Genomic DNA, 15,985 nt, shown 5'->3' with positions numbered 1-15,985 from the left:
GGCATTCAAGCCGCCGCCACTCCACTTTCCCACACCAACCTGACCTGACTGAAAGGCAGCATCATGTCCAGGGCATCCGAGCGTGGAGCTGTCGCGGTCGAGTTTGCGATCGTGGCGCCCCTCCTCGTCATGCTGCTCCTGGGCATCATGGAGTTCAGCCGGGCCTACAACGCCCAGGCCACACTCTCCGCCGCCGCCCGCGAAGGGGTCCGGGTCATGGCCATCTCCGGCCAGCAGACGTTGGCAATTGCGGCAGCCAAGAATGCTGCGATATCGCTCCAGCCAGCATTGACCGATGCCAACATCACTTTCGGCAGCGCGACATGCAGTCCCAACGCCCAGATGACTATCAATATCACTTACACCCTGTCCACCATGACAGGCATTGCGGGCCCCTTCGCCATGACGGGCAAAGGGGCCATGTTATGCGGCGGCTGACACGCAGAAAGCACGACGGCGAACGCGGCGCAGTGAGCGTCATCGTCGCCCTGATGCTGGTCGCGCTCCTGGGCTTCGGAGCCATGGCTGTGGACGTGGGCATGCTCTACTCCGAACGCACCCAGCTGCGCAACGGGGCCGACGCGGCCGCCCTTGCCATCGCCCAAAAGTGTGCCAAGAGCGCCACCGATCCTGACTGCTCCAACACATCATCGTTGGCGGCTGGTTTCGCCAACAGCAATGCCAACGACGGCCTCAGCAACGTCAAGTCAATTTTGCTGGACAAAACGGGTGGCACCGTGACTGTCACGGTGGGCTCCCAAGAAGCAGGCCATACCCCCAACCAGGTATCCCTCTTCTTCGCCCGCGTCTTTGGCCTCAATGCCACCGAAGTCAACGCCCCTTCGACAGTCCAGTGGGGCAGTCCGGTGAAGGGCACCACCGCGTTTCCCATCACCGTATCCATCTGCCAGGTCCGCGGCCAAACTGGCGTGATGCAGCTTCTGCGCCTGCATGGGACCGGGGCCAATCCCGGCTGCTTCTACGGACCGTCCGGCGCCGCCGTCGAGGGCGGGTTCGGTGGCCTCAAACAGGATTCCGGCCAGTGCGGCGCGTTCATTGACATCGCCAAGAGCATGGCCAACGGCGACACCGGCAACAACCCCCCGCCCAACTGTGAGGCCACGCTGAACTCCTGGGCGGCGGATATGAACGCAGGCAAGGACGTCATTGTTTTGCTGCCCATTTTCAATAAAGTGACCGGCACAGGAAACAACGCAGTCTTCGGACTCACCACCTTCGCCGCATTCAAAGTCGCCGGGTGGAAGGTTGGCAATACGGGACTTCCATACACCTTCCGCAACAGATCGCCTGATGTCCCGGCCGCTTTCGAGTGCAAGGAACCGTGCCGGGGCATCATCGGAACATTCGTCAAATACGTATCCTTGGCCAACGGCTACACCTTGGGCCCAGTGAACCCGGACGGCGCGACCGTCGTCGCGTTTAGCAGTTAAACCATGCAGCACCATGATTTTGATACACACAGGAGCGCTCAGTGAAGTCACGTTTGTTGGCAGGAGTGGTGGCAGTCTTGCTGGCCATCGTCGGGGCGGTGATCGTTGTCAGCTACGCCCAAGGCGCGGACCAGCGAGCTGTCCAGAACCTTGATCCTGTGGGCGTCCTGGTGGTCAGCAAGGCTGTGCCGGCAGGCTCCTCCGTCGACACCTTGATGGCAGCGGTGGCGCTACAGCAGCTGCCCGGCACCGCCGTCGCAAAAACCGCCTTGAATACCCTGGACGGCTCGGGCGGAAAGGTCACCTCCGCAGATCTCGTCCCCGGCGAGCAGCTGCTGGCCGAACGCCTAGTCTCCCCCGAAGAACTAAAGTCCTCGGGCTCCGTGCCGGTGCCCGCGGGCCTACAGGAAATCTCTTTCCAGCTGGAGCCGCAGCGCGTCGTCGGTGGACGCGTGACGCCAGGTGATCATGTTGGCATTTTCATCTCCATGCCCACCGGCGGCATCGAAGCAAAGTCGGATAAGGAAACCGTCCAGCTGTCCATCCACAAGGCCCTTGTCACCGCCGTCCAGCGAGCGCCGGAAGGAGCTGCCGCAAAGCCGGCACCTACGGCAACCGACGCGCCGGCCCCAGATCCCCGTGACGTGAACCTTCCCACCGGGCTACTGATGGTCACCGTCGCGGTGGATGACATCAACGCGAACAAGATCGTGTTCGCTGCCGAGTACGCTTCCATCTGGCTCAGCAGGGAACCCCTTGACGCCAAGGACAGCGGACCGCGCATCATGATCCGGCCGGACGTCTACAAATGAGCCGCTTCGTCCTCATCACCCCTGACGTGGACTTCGACTCCCGTCTCCGCCAGGCAGTCGCCGGCGGTCTGCAGGGCGGCGTGCAGACCTTCTTCACCAGCCTGCTGCCCGCTGACCCGCACCAACTCTTTGCCAGCCTGGACCAGGAGCAGCCCGAGGTCCTGATTCTGGGACCTGAAGTCCCTTTGGACGAAGCCCTTCGGTTCGCCACCGTCTTGAACGTCAGCTTCCCGGATCTCAGCGTCATTGTGGCTGCCGAACCCGAGCCCGACTTCCTCCTACACGCCATGCGGGCAGGCATCAAGGACATAGCCTCCCCCGATTCGGATGCCGCCCAGCTACGGGTCCTCCTGGAGCGCGCCAGCCAGTCCTTGGCCAGCCGCAACCGCACGCTCGCGCCCCAGCAGGTGCCTGAAGGCAACAAAGGCTTGGTGATCGGCGTCTTCTCGCCCAAGGGCGGCGTAGGCAAAACCACTATCGCCACCAACATCGCCATCGGGCTGGGAAAAATTGCCCCGATGAGCGTGGTAATTGTCGACCTCGACCTCCAGTTCGGGGACGTCGCTTCAGGGCTCTACTTGGAGCCGGAGCACACAGTGACGGACGCCGTTTCCACGGCCGCGAGCCAGGATTCCCTGGTCCTCAAGGCGTTCCTCACGGTGCATCCGGGCAGCATCTACGCCCTTTGCGCTCCCCCCACCCCCGTCGATGCGGACGAGATCACACCCGACCAGATCACCCGGCTGATCGAGCAGCTGTCAGAGCAGTTCCAGTACGTGGTGGTGGATACGGCGCCGGGGCTGCCCGAGATCGGGCTGGCAGCCATGGAAAAGTGCACCGATGTGGTCTGGGTCAGCGGCATGGACATCCCCAGCGTGCGTGGCCTCCGGGCGGGGCTGGATATCCTGCGCCGGCTGGACATCCTTCCCGAGACCCGGCACGTGGTGCTGAACATGGCGGACGCCAAGAATGGCCTCACGGTTCAGGACCTGGAATCAACCATGGGCGCGCCCGTTGACGTAAGCATCCCGCGGTCCCGCGCGGTGGCCCTTTCCACGAACCGCGGTATCCCCGTACTCCAGGAGCAGGTCAAAGACCCTGCGACCAAAGGGCTCAATCAACTCGTCGAACGGTTCAACCCTGCGTGGCGGGCAAAGTCCCAGCGCAAGCTGCACCGAAGGGTAGTGGTCTAGATGAAACTTTCAGAGCGCATCAGCGCTGCCGAGGCAAAAACCCCGACCGGACAACACGCGGTTCCGGTCAGGGCTTCGTCCCCCACCCTGGAGCTGCCGCGTCCGGAAGTCCCCGCCCCGCGGGTGCAGTGGTTTGACCAGACTTTGGAACAACGTACGACGACGGCGGCACCGCCTGCCGCGGTCGTCGTCGCCGACCATCCGGAGGAGATGAGAGTAAAACCCCAGCAACCGGTGGACGCTTTTGCCGCCCTCAAAGAGAGAGCTGCCACTGCCCTTTTTGAGCACCTCGGCGCCCGGTTCAGCGACTCAGCCATTACCGAACAGGAGCTGAAGTCGTCTGCCAAGGACGAACTCACCCGGATCATCGATGCCGAACAGGTACCGCTCTCCCCCGAGGAACGCAAGCGCCTGGTCCAGGACGTGGCCGATGATGTCCTGGGCTACGGCCCGCTGCAGCGGTTGCTGGATGATCCTGAGGTCACCGAAATCATGGTCAACCGCATGGACCAGATCTACGTGGAGCGTAAAGGCCATCTCACTTTGGCGGATTCCCGGTTCAGCTCCGAGGAGCACCTGCGCAAGGTCATCGAACGCATCGTGTCGAAAGTGGGCCGCCGCATCGACGAGTCCTCGCCCCTCGTGGATGCCCGGCTGGAAGACGGCTCGCGTGTCAACGCAGTGATCCCGCCCCTGGCCGTGGGCGGATCATCGCTGACCATCCGTAAGTTCAGCAAGGTGCCCCTCACCGTCCGCAACCTCATCGATTTCGGCACGTTGACGCCGGAAATGGCGGAACTGCTGAACGCTTGCGTCAAGGCCAAACTCAACATCATCGTGTCCGGCGGAACCGGTACCGGCAAAACCACGCTGCTGAATGTCCTGTCTTCCTTCCTGCCGGCAAACGAACGGATCGTGACCATCGAGGATGCTGTTGAGCTCCAGATCCAGCAGGACCATGTGGTTCGGCTCGAGAGCCGCCCGCCCAACACCGAAGGCAAAGGTGAGGTGACTATCCGCGAACTCCTCCGGAACTCGTTGCGTATGCGCCCGGACCGCATTGTGGTGGGTGAGGTCCGCGGCGGTGAATCACTTGACATGCTCCAGGCCATGAACACCGGGCACGACGGCTCTCTGTCCACGGTGCACTCCAACTCACCGCGCGACGCCGTCGCCCGTCTGGAAACGCTCGTGCTGATGGCCGGAATGGACCTGCCGTTGCGGGCCATCCGCGAGCAGATAGCCTCCGCCGTCAACCTTATTGTCCAAATCTCGCGCCTGCGCGACGGGTCCCGGCGCATTACTCACGTGACCGAAGTGCAGGGTATGGAAGGCGACATTGTGACCCTCCAGGATGCCTTTGTCTTCGACTACTCTGCCGGTGTGGACGCCCACGGGCGTTTCCTTGGCAAGCCCGTGGCCACCGGAATCCGGCCGCGGTTCATCGATCGTTTCGAGGACCTGGGGATCCACGTTTCGCCGGCGGTGTTCGCCGCTCCAGCGGGCGCCGCCACTGCCGGCGACGGGAGGGGCTAGGCGATGCTCATTATTTTGGGAGCGACATTCCTCTTCCTTGCCCCTCTCCTGGTGGGCGTGGCGCTGGTGCTGCCGCGAACCCCCGACATAGCGCTCGACCGGCGCCGCCCTTATGAGTCGGAGCCGCCGTCAGGCCTTACCCGGCTGGCCGGCACCACGGTGAGGGCCCTGGACCGATTCCTGGCGACCCGGAACGTTCGGCTTTATAGCCGCGACGCACTGGAAACTGCGGGGATCCGGCTGAGCCAGGCTGAGTTCATGGTGCTGGTCATTGCCGGCGCCACTGTGGGCGCGTTGGTAGGGCTGGTGATCGATGTACCCTTTGTCTCCGTCCTCTTGGTCATCCTGGCGCCCGCCATTGGGCACGTCCTGCTGGGGTTTCTGGCCGGCAAACGGCGGGCCAAGTTCGATCAGCAATTGGGTGACACGCTTCAACTGCTGTCCGGCGGGCTGCGGGCCGGACACAGCATTCTTCGGGCCGTCGATGCGGCCGCGTCCGAGTCTCAGAGCCCCACGTCCGAAGAGATGCGCCGCGTCATCACCGAGACCAGCTTGGGCCGCGATCTGCTGGATTCATTGACTGACACGTCGGAGCGTATGCGCAACGAGGACTTCGTCTGGATCGCCCAAGCCATCCAGATCAACCGCGAAGTGGGCGGAAACCTGGCGGAAGTCCTGGACCAGGTGAACGAAACCATCCGCGAGCGCAGCGAGATCAAGGGGCACATCAAGTCGCTGGCCGCGGAGGGCAAGTTTTCCGCTTACATCCTCATTGCCATGCCGATAGGGATCGTGCTGATGCTGATGACGGTCAGCCCCGGTTACATGAACTCGATGTTCACCCATCCGCTGGGGTGGGGCATGATCGGGGCTTCGGTCATCCTCATGACGATCGGCAGCCTGTGGATGCGCAAAATCATCGACCTGAAGTTCTGAGGCGGCAATGAGTCCGTTGATAGTTTCCTCGCTCCTGCTGGTTTCTCTGCCTCTCGGCTACCTGGCATGGGCAGTCCTCTCCGTGGACCGGAAGGCGCGGACTGCCACAGTAGCCATCCTGAACCGGGGGCGACGGGTCGCCGACGCACCTGAGAAGACATCCGCAGATCTGCTCGCCGGAATTGGCTACCGCCTGACGCCCCCGGCCTACGTCCGCAAACTGGACAGACTCCTGGCACTGGCCGGACGGCCAAATAGCTGGCCGCTGAGCCGAATCCTGACAGCCAAGCCGGCGCTGGGCCTTGTGGGAGCCTCGCTGTTTTTTCTGATCAGCACGAGCAGCCCTCAGCCCATGATGAAGCTCGCGGGCATTTTCCTCCTCTTCCTGGGCTATTTCATTCCGGACCTGATGCTGTACAGCAAAGGCCTGGAGCGTCAGACGGCCATGCAGCTGGAACTGGCCAACACCCTTGACCAGATGCTGATTTCCGTAGAGGCGGGTCTCGGCTTCGAGGGGGCGATGGCCCGGGCCGGCGAAAACGGCAACGGACCTTTGGCGGACGAACTGGTCCGCACTCTGCAGGACATGCAGGTGGGCCGCAGCCGCCGCGAGTCCTACCAGGCGCTTGCGGAGCGCACCAGCATCCCGGAGCTGCGAAGCTTTGTCCAAGCGGTGGTACAGGCGGACACCTACGGCATCGCCATCAGCCGCGTCCTGCGGATCCAGGCCAAAGTCATGCGGGTAAAACGCCGCCAGCGTGCCGAGGAAAAGGCCATGAAACTGCCCGTGATGATCCTGTTCCCACTGCTGTTCTTCATCTTTCCCGTGCTCTTCATCGCCATTCTGGGTCCCGCGGTTATCAACACGGTTGTCACTTTCAGCGGGCAATGACTGCTTTAAAGCGCAAAGTCAGGGATGACTCAAGGTTTCCACAGGATCTACTTAAGACAGGCTCTCACGTTTCTACAGGAAGTAGCCTTGAAGCATGGATAGTCCACCACTCCCCTTCAGCAGCGGGGATGTCCCTGCCCAGCCGTCGGCTGCGGGGGCTGCTGCGGGCGTGGGATCGGGCCCGCCGACTACAGGAGAAAATACCCTGCGCTGGGTCGACCCGGACATCCTGGCGGAGTTGGAAGAAGAACTCGACGGCCCCGAACTTGCCCTTGGATTCGCCCGAGACTACGCGTCTTTGTGGGACCAACGCTTCAGCCGGCTTGCGGCAGCGGTCCACACCGAAGACCGCCCCGCTGCGTTGGACGCCGTTATCAGCCTGCGGATCGCTTCAGCCATGGTGGGCGGGACCCGGTTGTCCGTATTGGCCCAAGCCCTGGAGGAAGCCATCCGCAGCAGGGACTTCGTCCAAGGCCAAGGTCTCCTGGCAATCGTGGCTGAGCACGGCGGGCATACAGTCTCAGAGCTCCAGGCAAGCTACATCCTCAAAAACGACTAGTGATCGGTTCCCGGCCAGCCCTGTAGGTCGGTCCTCTTCGGTGCGAGCCGGTAGCCCACCCCCCGCACGGTCTGCAGCCAGCGCGGTGCCAGCGGATCTTCCCGCAGCTTGCGGCGAAGGTTCCCCACGTGGACTTCCACAGCCCGCTCGTCTGCCTCACTGATGTAGGCATCCGCCTCATAAAGGTCACCCCGGACCGCCCGCACCAGATCGGATCTCGTACACACCGCCCCCTCGCCCCGGAGCAAAATGTGCAGGAGATCGAACTCGCTGCGCGTGAGCCCGAGATTGACCTCACCAATCGCCACCGTGCGGGTGCGGTAATTCAAAATGAGCCCATTGTGCTGGATAACCCCCTGGTGGGTGAAGGTTGCCGGCGCGGCCGGAGGGGAAGCCCACGAAGCAGCCTGCGGCGGACTGGTGACCTCATGCCGCGGCCGCCGCATCATAGCCGCCACCCTGGCCCGAAGTTCACGCGGCCGGAAGGGCTTGGCGATGTAGTCATCGGCTCCCGCGTTCAGGGCCGAGAGCAGATCGGGTTCCTCTGTCCGGCCGGTCAGCATGACTACATAAGCATCACTGAAATTGCGGATCCGGCGCAGAACCTCAAAACCGTCAATGTCCGGAAGGCCGATGTCCAGCGTGACCACCTGGGCTTTGTTGTGCCGTACCGCCTCGACGCCTTCCCGGCCCTCGGCAGCGGTATGCACCTCAAAGCCAGCCTGACTCAGGATTCCCTCCAGGAGATTCCGTACATCAGCGTCGTCTTCAATTACTACTGCTACGCCAAGATATTCCATGTCTATCCCTGTTGCCAGGTGGAAGAGGTCCCCATCAGCCCAGCGCCAATCCCTCGTCCACTCCAACTCTTTACACGCTACAAGTATGAACGGCGGATGACACGCCTTTCCGCATTTAGTTTTGAAAAGTCAATTACGATGACAACACAGCACACTAAGATTCGTAGGGCTGATTAGCTCAGTGTTCAGATATTCTGCTGCATCAATTTCATTGGTGACGGAGTGGGGGCCGTCAGGAAAGTTGGAGACCCCGCATGGCTCGACGTCCCTCGCCCAAGGGAGTTGCCCTCTACTTCAGAAACCTCGGCCCCCGCACCCAGGTTGCCTTGTGCCAGCTTCCGCTGTCCCTGATTGTCACGGTCATTGGCGTGATGACACCCGTCGGCTGGCCATCGCTGCTGGGCAGCCCCCTCTACATGGCCGGGATCGCCCTTCCCATCATTCTTTTCGGGGCGTGTTTCCTGACGCCATGGGAGCGGATGCCAGACAGCTCCTATCTGCTGATTCCGGTCCTTGACCTGCTTGCGATCGGGCTCCTCCGGAACAGTGCCACAACCCTGCTCCCAGGACTCGTGGTTTTGGTCGTCTTCCCGGTCATTTGGTTGGCCGCCTCGGGGTTGCTGGTCCGTTCCAGCCTCTTACTGTGCGCAGTAGGGCCATTCTTCATCATGTTGCCGTCCGCCGCCGGAAAATTCCCGGTCATGACGGCAACGGACCTTACTCCACTCGTCCTTTTCCCGCTGGTGATGCTTGCTGTTTCACTCGCAATCCGCTTCGCCAGCGTCAATATTCGCGCCCAGCAGCGCGAGCTGCAAACCTTGAGCGAGGAACTACGGGAGCTGCTGGCCGCGAGCCAGGAACGCGAGAAACTGCTGATGACCATCCTGGACGCTACCGATGTCGGCATTGTCGCCGTCGATTCGAACGGTGACCAACTGCTGGCCAATGACATGATGCGGCGATGGCAGCAGAACGCCGCAGCCGCCGGCGTCCTGCGTGCTGACCACAGCGAAGAGCTGGTCTTCGCCCAGGACAAGATCACTCCCCTGCCGCCGGACAAACGTCCCCTCCGGCGCGCCATCGAAGGCGAATCTTTCGCCGACTATCTCGTGTGGATCGGTAAGGGCCCCCAACAGCGCGCGGTGTCTACCGCCGCCAGGCCGTTAATGGACGACGGCGGCCGCCTCACCGGAGCGGTGGTTGTCTTCAGCGACGTGACGGGGATGGTTGAAGCCATGGCCGCGAACGAGGAACTGGTCTCCAACGTCTCCCACGAATTCCGGTCCCCGCTCAATTCCATCCTGGGCAACATCGACCTGGTACTCGAGGCCGGCGACGGGCTTCCCGCCATTACACTCCAGCGGCTGGACGTGGTGCAGCGCAACTCCGAACGGCTGCTTGCCCTGGTCTCTGACCTGACGCTCGAGGCGTCCGCCGCCCTGAATGTCCACCCGAAACGCACCGACATTTCCGGACTCGTGGAGACCAGCATCGGCTCAGCCCAGGCATACGCGGAACGGGCAGCCGTAGCGCTGATGGCCGACGTTCCCTCGCCGCTCTGGGCCCACGCCGACCCGCTGCGGATCGGCCAGGCACTGGACAATGTGGTGTCCAACGCCATCAAGTACTCCCCCAACGGCGGCACTGTGACTATCAGCGCGGCCAGCACCGGAGACTGGGTCAAGCTTGTTGTCCAGGACACCGGTATGGGCATGGCGCCAGAGGATGCGGCCAAGGTCTTCAGCCGGTTCTTCCGCACCGAGTCTGCCCGGGACGCAGCCATCCCCGGAGCCGGGCTGGGCCTTGCCATCACCAAGACCATCATGGAACGCCACGGCGGGGCCATCGCCTGCGCCAGTGCCCTGGGCGGGGGCAGCACGTTCACCATGACCCTGCCCGTCGAATCCAACCCCGGTGGTTGAGCCCGTCGAAACCCAAGCCCGGTGGTTGAGCCTGTCGAAACCCAAGCCCGACGAAACCCCCAGCACCGGTTTTCCACATAAAGCATCCTCCCACTCGTAGGGCCGCCGACTGCGCTGCAGAATCGTCTCATGCCATTCGCGTATATGCTCCGCTGCTCAGACGGCTCCTACTACGTGGGCAGCACGGTGAATATCGAAATGCGTCTCGCGCAACATCAATCGGGTGAAGGGGCCGCCTACACGCGCCGCCGACGGCCGGTGGAGCTCGTTTGGATTGAAGAGTTCAGCCGTGTTGACCAGGCGTTTGCGCGGGAGAAGCAGGTTCAAGGCTGGAGCCGCGCGAAGCGGGAAGCGCTTATGTCAGGGCGGTACGGCGACTTGCCGGGGCTTTCGGCCGCTCCTGGCAGGCCAACGATTCCGTAGGGTTTCGCCAGGCTCAACCACCGGACCGCCACTCGGTTTCGACAGGCTCAACCACCGAGCTCTGTTTCGACAGGCTCGGTTTCGACAGGCTCAACCACCGGAGCTCAATGCTTGCGGACTGCCCTCGTCAGTTCGGCGCGGGCCGGCATCTCGTCGTCGGACGGGTAGGCAACTTCTTCCAGGACGAGCGGGTGCGGGGCGGCCAGGACGGACTTCGCGTCCCGTTTTTTGGCCAGCAACCGCTCATGCATCCAGCCCGGCTCCTCGATTCCCTCGCCCACGAACAGGGCCGAGCCAACCAGTGAGCGAACCATGTTGTGGCAGAACGCGTCGGCCTGGACGGTGGCCACGATGACTCCGTCCTCACCGCGGTGGAACTCGAAGCGCTGCAGCTCGCGGATGGTGGTGGCGCCGTCCCGCGGCTTGCAGTATGACAGGAAGTTCTGCAGCCCAAGCAGCGGCGCGGCGCCGGCGTTCAACAGGTCCACGTCCAAGGGGCTTTGGTGCCAAAGCGTGAAGTACCGTTCGAGCGGATCCCACAGGGCGGGACCGTCAGCGATGCGGTAGCTGTACCGCCGCCACAGCGCGGAGAACCTGGCATCGAACCCCACGGGCGCCAAGGACACGAGGTGAACCTCGATAGCCCCCGTCAAGTTCCCCAGCCCGCGGCTGAGGGCGCCACGAATCCGCCTTAGGAACGCGACGGCGGGATCCAGTTCGTGCCCGCGCGGCAGTTTCAGCCACTCGGCCTCGGTCAGGTCCAGGTGGACCACCTGGCCGCGGGCGTGCACGCCCGCGTCGGTACGTCCCGCCACGGTGACCCGGATGGGCCGGCGGATCAACAACGCCAGCGCCTCTTCCAGGATCCCTTGGACGGTGCGCAATCCCGGCTGCACTGCCCACCCATTGAAGGGGCCGCCGTCGTACGATAAATCAAAGCGGACACGCAAAAACCCGCCGCCCCCCAAAACGGGGGCAGCGGGTTTTTGGTCGTTCATAGACATAAGTCTATGCGACGGAGTTGGCGAATTACTTCGCTTCGTTCTCGTCCTTGTTCTTAGCGGCGGGAGCCTTAGCAGCCTTCTTAGCGGCCGGAGTTTCTTCGGTGGCGGCTTCCTCAGCGGCTGGAGCCTCTTCGGTTGCAGCTTCCGTCTCAACTTCAGCAGCTTCGGTCTCGGTTTCGGCAGGCTCAACAACCGGAGCTTCTTCAGCAACCGGAGCTGCCTTTGCGGCGGCCTGGGTAGCCTCGGCCACAACAGCCTGCTTGGCGGAAACCGGCTCGAGAACCAGTTCGATGACAGCCATGGGAGCGTTGTCGCCCTTACGGTTGCCGATCTTCGTGATGCGGGTGTAGCCGCCGTTGCGGTTCTCCACTGCCTGTGCAATGTCGGTGAACAGCTCGTGGACGATGCCCTTGTTGCTGATCAGGCCGAGTACACGGCGGCGGGAAGCCAGGTCGCCACGCTTGGCGAAAGTCACCAGACGCTCGGCGTAGGGCTTCAGTCGCTTGGCCTTGGTCACCGTGGTGGTGATCCGCTTGTGCTCGAACAGTGCGGCGGACAGGTTCGCGAGCATAAGACGCTCGTGAGCCGCTCCGCCTCCGAGGCGCGGACCCTTAGCGGGGGTAGGCATAATAGTTTCTCCTCATATGGAAGCCAGTGGGCTGCGCACACCGTGGTGCATCCAGCCAGCCGGCCAAGATCTGTTATTTAGAGTTCGTCGTCGCCGAAAGCGGCGTCGTCCTCTTCAATTGCTGCGGCGCGTGCTGCGAGGTCAAAACCGGGAGGCGAGTCCTTGAGGGACAGGCCCAGTTCAACCAGCTTTGCCTTGACCTCGTCAATGGACTTCGCACCGAAGTTACGGATGTCCATGAGGTCAGCCTCAGAGCGTGCAACAAGTTCACCCACGGTGTGGATGCCCTCACGCTTGAGGCAGTTGTAAGAACGGACGGTGAGGTCCAGATCCTCGATCGGCAGTGCCATGTCTGCTGCCAGGGCAGCATCCGTCGGCGACGGGCCAATCTCGATACCTTCAGCTGCGGTGTTCAGCTCGCGGGCCAGACCGAAGAGTTCCACCAGGGTGGTACCTGCGGAAGCAACAGCATCGCGCGGGGCGATGGCCTGCTTGGTCTCGACGTCGACAATGAGCTTGTCGAAGTCGGTGCGCTGCTCAACACGGGTTGCTTCCACGCGGAAAGTAACCTTCAGGACCGGCGAGTAGATCGAGTCGACCGGGATACGGCCGATCTCGGAGTCGCCGGACTTGTTCTGAGCTGCCGAAACGTAGCCGCGGCCGCGCTCGATGGTCAGTTCGAGTTCGAACTTGCCCTTCGAGTTCAGCGTGGCAATGTGCAGATCCGGGTTGTGGAATTCGACGCCGGCCGGCGGAGCGATGTCCGCGGCGGTGACGACTCCGGGGCCCTGCTTGCGCAGGTAAGCCACAACCGGCTCGTCGTGCTCGGAGGAAACCGAGAGGCTCTTGATGTTCAGGATGATCTCAGTGACATCTTCCTTGACACCCGGAACCGTGGTGAACTCGTGCAGCACGCCATCGATCCGGATGCTGGTTACAGCGGCACCGGGGATGGAGGAGAGCAGGGTACGGCGGAGGGAGTTTCCGAGGGTGTAGCCGAAGCCCGGTTCCAGCGGTTCAATGATGAAACGCGAGCGGTTATCGGAGACGACCTCTTCGGAGAGGGTGGGGCGCTGTGCAATGAGCACTTAGGTTTCCTTTCGGCGAGCATCCGCTATATGACGCAACACAGGTGGTGGAAATTCGGTCTGAAGACTTAACGCGGCTGGGCTTGCCCGGACCATTGAAGGTCCGGGCAAGCTCAAGCTGCTGGAAAAGCCTTAGACGCGGCGGCGCTTCGGCGGACGGCAGCCGTTGTGCGCTGCGGGGGTGACGTCCTGGATGGAGCCAACCTCCAGGCCAGCGGCCTGCAGCGAGCGGATTGCGGTCTCGCGGCCTGAACCCGGTCCCTTGACGAAAACGTCAACCTTGCGCATGCCGTGCTCCTGCGCACGCTTGGCAGCAGCTTCGGCAGCCATCTGGGCTGCGAACGGGGTGGACTTGCGTGAGCCCTTGAAGCCAACCTCACCTGAGGAAGCCCAAGAGATAACAGCGCCGTTCGGGTCCGTGATGGACACGATGGTGTTGTTAAAAGTGCTCTTGATGTGCGCCTGGCCCAGCGCGATATTCTTTTTGTCCTTCTTACGCGGCTTGCGAACCGCGCCACGAGTCTTCGGGGGCATTTTTTCTCCTACAGAAAGTTATTGGGGGAAGACGAGTCAATCCCGAGGGATTTAACGGGCCTTCTTCTTGCCTGCAACGGTGCGCTTCGGACCCTTACGGGTACGTGCGTTCGTCTTCGTACGCTGTCCGCGCACTGGCAGGCCCTTGCGGTGGCGAATACCTTCGTAGCTGCCGATTTCAACCTTGCGGCGGATATCAGCTGCTACTTCGCGGCGAAGGTCACCCTCAACCTTGTAGTTGCCTTCAATGTAGTCACGAAGTTCTACCAGCTGGGTATCGGTGAGGTCCTTAACGCGGACGTCAGCGCTGATGCCAGTGGCAGCCAGGGTTTCGTGTGCACGGGTCTTGCCCACGCCGTAGATGTAAGTAAGCGCAATTTCCAACCGCTTTTCGCGGGGAATGTCTACGCCAGCGAGACGAGCCATAGTGGCAGTGCTCCTTGAATAAACCGGAGGTCGTAGGCAGTACACCCGCACGTTCTGTGCGGCCCCAGCCTCCGACCGGGGGTTAGCTGTCCGGGCTCATACGTCCCAGTTCAGCTTGTGCTGCCTTTTATTTACTTGCGTGGGTTAGCAACCCAGGATTTCCCTTGGAGGGGAAATTAGCCCTGGCGCTGCTTGTGGCGCGGGTTCTCGCAGATCACCATGACCCGGCCATTACGGCGGATCACTTTGCACTTTTCGCAGATCTGCTTGACGCTCGGCTTGACCTTCATGGCGTTCCTTTGCGTGTGGCAGTTGGTCAACTGGTGCAGCCTTCAGCTCGCGCTGATGCCGCCCAGAATTTACTTGTAGCGGTAGACGATACGACCCCGAGTGAGGTCATAAGGGCTCAGTTCCACCACTACCCGGTCCTCAGGGAGAATCCTGATGTAGTGCTGGCGCATCTTGCCTGAGATATGCGCGAGTACGATGTGCTTGTTGGTCAGCTCAACGCGAAACATCGCGTTAGGCAGCGCCTCAGTCACAACGCCTTCGATCTCAATGACCCCGTCCTTCTTGGCCATACCCTCCGCTAACTGTTGTTGCCGCAGCCCTGCCGGATTGCACCGGACATGGCCACGAACGTTTTTGTTGGATCGGTTATCGCCTCCGGCCCCAAACAGGGCACAGCTGGGCAGACAACCAACAAGCAACATTACTACATCTGTACTCAGTTACCAAAAAATACCGAGTTACACAATCCCGTCCAGGATCGCCAAGCGTACGACGTCGGCTGCCGCGCTCTGCAGGGAAATAAGACTCACCTGCCGGGCAGTTTCAGTACTGCGGTCCAGCGCCACGTCGCCAGTGGCGAGGCAGAACACAGTATCCCCGTCGGCCAGCGTGTGCGACGGATTGAGCGCGCGAGCCAGCCCAGCATGTGCAGCAGAGGCAGTCCGGTAGCACTCGGCGGGGTCCAGGATGGCGTTTGTCGCCACAACTACAAGTGTCGTGTTGAGCGGCGGTGGGCCGGCATCCGCTGACGGGGAATCGGGAACCCGCAAGCGCGCGTCTAAGGTGGGCCCACGCGAGCCGGGTTCCCTGGCCGAGCTTGCGAAGTTAGGGAACTCGTGGGGCGGCACGACCGAGCGCGCGGAGGGTTCGGGATTTCCCGGAAGTGCCTCCACGGGAAACCCCAGTGCGTTCACCACGGCCAGCGCCCCTACAACCACGCCGTTCTCGAGCATGACCGATGCCGTACCCAGTCCGCCCTTGAACTGTCCCCGGCCAATGAGAGCTCCGGTGCCGGCGCCCACACTGCCGCGTCCGACGTCGTGCCCGTCCTTTTCGGCAGCGGCCGCAACAGTCGCTGCGTAGCCCATGTCCGCCGTCGGGCGCGCAGAGAAGTCGCCGCCCCTGCCCAGGTCGAAGATGGCGGCGGCTGGGACGATCGGCACCACTCCCCCGGGGACGGCGAAGCCCCGGCCGTTCTCTTCGCACCAGCTCTGCGCACCGTGGGCGGATGCGAGCCCGTAGGCACTGCCGCCGGTGAGGACCACAGCGTCCACGGTGGACACCAGCGTGGTGGGGTCCAGCGCGTCAGTCTCATGCGTGCCGGGACCACCGCCGCGGACGTCCACGGAACCGACTGTCCCCGGCGGCGGCAGGACCACGCTTACGCCTGTCAGCCAGCCGTCGCCGGTCCTCTGCTGGTGTCCTACCCGAATCCCCGGCACGTCAGTTATGGCTCCCATGGGCTCCATTGTGCTCCATCGCGGACCGGC

At 62.6% G+C, this 15,985-nt stretch carries 19 protein-coding genes; 10 read left to right on the top strand and 9 right to left on the bottom strand.

The genetic code is table 11. From position 1 onward, the window contains the following. Positions 1–63 precede the first annotated feature (63 nt). From DAD99_RS14075 to DAD99_RS14040, 8 genes are all read left to right on the top strand, one after another. Complete coding sequence (locus DAD99_RS14075; RefSeq protein ID WP_193342030.1) at positions 64–438, top strand: TadE/TadG family type IV pilus assembly protein; 375 nt, start codon at positions 64–66, stop codon at positions 436–438. Continuing rightward, the gene (locus tag DAD99_RS14070) at positions 426–1,451 is read left to right on the top strand and encodes a pilus assembly protein TadG-related protein (protein ID WP_193342029.1); all 1,026 of its coding nucleotides are present in this window, start codon (positions 426–428) and stop codon (positions 1,449–1,451) included. Before DAD99_RS14075 ends, DAD99_RS14070 begins: the two co-directional genes overlap by 13 nt. A gap of 41 nt (positions 1,452–1,492) precedes the next feature. Beyond that, positions 1,493–2,263 (top strand): RcpC/CpaB family pilus assembly protein, encoded by a 771-nt coding sequence (locus DAD99_RS14065; protein ID WP_193342028.1) that lies wholly within the window; start codon positions 1,493–1,495, stop codon positions 2,261–2,263. Next, the gene (locus DAD99_RS14060) at positions 2,260–3,456 is read left to right on the top strand and encodes an AAA family ATPase (protein WP_193342027.1); all 1,197 of its coding nucleotides are present in this window, start codon (positions 2,260–2,262) and stop codon (positions 3,454–3,456) included. The genes DAD99_RS14065 and DAD99_RS14060 overlap by 4 nt, the downstream gene beginning before the upstream one ends. Then, a complete protein-coding gene (locus tag DAD99_RS14055; RefSeq protein WP_193342026.1) occupies positions 3,457–4,992 on the top strand; it encodes a CpaF family protein in 1,536 nt (511 codons plus the stop codon). A 3-nt stretch (positions 4,993–4,995) separates the two neighbouring features. Beyond that, positions 4,996–5,928, top strand: a complete 933-nt coding sequence (locus DAD99_RS14050) for a type II secretion system F family protein (protein WP_193342025.1) — start codon at positions 4,996–4,998, stop codon at positions 5,926–5,928. 7 nt (positions 5,929–5,935) lie between these two features. Further along, positions 5,936–6,820 (top strand): type II secretion system F family protein, encoded by an 885-nt coding sequence (locus DAD99_RS14045; RefSeq protein ID WP_193342024.1) that lies wholly within the window; start codon positions 5,936–5,938, stop codon positions 6,818–6,820. 94 nt (positions 6,821–6,914) lie between these two features. Continuing rightward, the gene (locus tag DAD99_RS14040) at positions 6,915–7,379 is read left to right on the top strand and encodes an Hpt domain-containing protein (RefSeq protein ID WP_193342023.1); all 465 of its coding nucleotides are present in this window, start codon (positions 6,915–6,917) and stop codon (positions 7,377–7,379) included. On the opposite strand, the gene DAD99_RS14035 is transcribed toward DAD99_RS14040, so the two are convergent. Continuing rightward, positions 7,376–8,179: a response regulator transcription factor gene (locus DAD99_RS14035; protein WP_185261209.1), complete on the bottom strand. Its 804-nt coding sequence runs from the start codon at positions 8,177–8,179 to the stop codon at positions 7,376–7,378. The genes DAD99_RS14040 and DAD99_RS14035 overlap by 4 nt on opposite strands. A 254-nt stretch (positions 8,180–8,433) precedes the next feature. On the opposite strand from DAD99_RS14035, the gene DAD99_RS14030 reads away from it, so the two are divergent. Together DAD99_RS14030 and DAD99_RS14025 are read left to right on the top strand one after the other, a co-directional pair. Beyond that, positions 8,434–10,101, top strand: coding sequence for a cell wall metabolism sensor histidine kinase WalK (locus DAD99_RS14030; protein WP_193342022.1), 1,668 nt, complete (start codon positions 8,434–8,436; stop codon positions 10,099–10,101). 129 nt (positions 10,102–10,230) lie between these two features. After that, the gene (locus DAD99_RS14025; RefSeq protein WP_185261211.1) at positions 10,231–10,524 is read left to right on the top strand and encodes a GIY-YIG nuclease family protein; all 294 of its coding nucleotides are present in this window, start codon (positions 10,231–10,233) and stop codon (positions 10,522–10,524) included. Positions 10,525–10,628: 104 nt separating this feature from the next. On the opposite strand, the gene DAD99_RS14020 is transcribed toward DAD99_RS14025, so the two are convergent. From DAD99_RS14020 to DAD99_RS13985, 8 genes are all read right to left on the bottom strand, one after another. Then, complete coding sequence (locus DAD99_RS14020; protein WP_185261212.1) at positions 10,629–11,522, bottom strand: tRNA pseudouridine(38-40) synthase TruA; 894 nt, start codon at positions 11,520–11,522, stop codon at positions 10,629–10,631. Positions 11,523–11,553: 31 nt separating this feature from the next. Continuing rightward, a complete protein-coding gene (gene rplQ, locus DAD99_RS14015; RefSeq protein WP_185261213.1) occupies positions 11,554–12,156 on the bottom strand; it encodes a 50S ribosomal protein L17 in 603 nt (200 codons plus the stop codon). A 77-nt stretch (positions 12,157–12,233) separates the two neighbouring features. After that, positions 12,234–13,244, bottom strand: a complete 1,011-nt coding sequence (locus DAD99_RS14010; protein WP_056344331.1) for a DNA-directed RNA polymerase subunit alpha — start codon at positions 13,242–13,244, stop codon at positions 12,234–12,236. Between the two features lie 132 nt (positions 13,245–13,376). Beyond that, positions 13,377–13,778 carry a 30S ribosomal protein S11 gene (rpsK, locus tag DAD99_RS14005; RefSeq protein WP_018769149.1) on the bottom strand — a complete coding sequence of 134 codons (402 nt, stop codon included), beginning with the start codon at positions 13,776–13,778 and terminating at the stop codon, positions 13,377–13,379. A 51-nt stretch (positions 13,779–13,829) separates the two neighbouring features. Beyond that, on the bottom strand, positions 13,830–14,204 hold the full coding sequence (rpsM, locus tag DAD99_RS14000) for a 30S ribosomal protein S13 (protein WP_066293239.1): 375 nt from the start codon (positions 14,202–14,204) through the stop codon (positions 13,830–13,832). A 176-nt stretch (positions 14,205–14,380) separates the two neighbouring features. After that, on the bottom strand, positions 14,381–14,494 hold the full coding sequence (gene rpmJ, locus DAD99_RS13995; protein WP_009358722.1) for a 50S ribosomal protein L36: 114 nt from the start codon (positions 14,492–14,494) through the stop codon (positions 14,381–14,383). A gap of 69 nt (positions 14,495–14,563) precedes the next feature. Further along, entirely contained in the window at positions 14,564–14,785 is a 222-nt protein-coding gene (gene infA / locus DAD99_RS13990; RefSeq protein ID WP_009358723.1) for a translation initiation factor IF-1, read from the bottom strand. A 168-nt stretch (positions 14,786–14,953) separates the two neighbouring features. After that, the gene (locus DAD99_RS13985; protein ID WP_193342021.1) at positions 14,954–15,955 is read right to left on the bottom strand and encodes a P1 family peptidase; all 1,002 of its coding nucleotides are present in this window, start codon (positions 15,953–15,955) and stop codon (positions 14,954–14,956) included. Positions 15,956–15,985: the final 30 nt, after the last annotated feature.

Origin of the sequence: Pseudarthrobacter sp. AB1 (assembly GCF_014926485.1) — a bacterium.
Taxonomy (GTDB): Bacteria; Actinomycetota; Actinomycetes; order Actinomycetales; family Micrococcaceae; genus Arthrobacter.
Note: the sequence above shows the minus strand (reverse complement) of the source record. Positions and strands in the feature narration are given on the sequence as shown.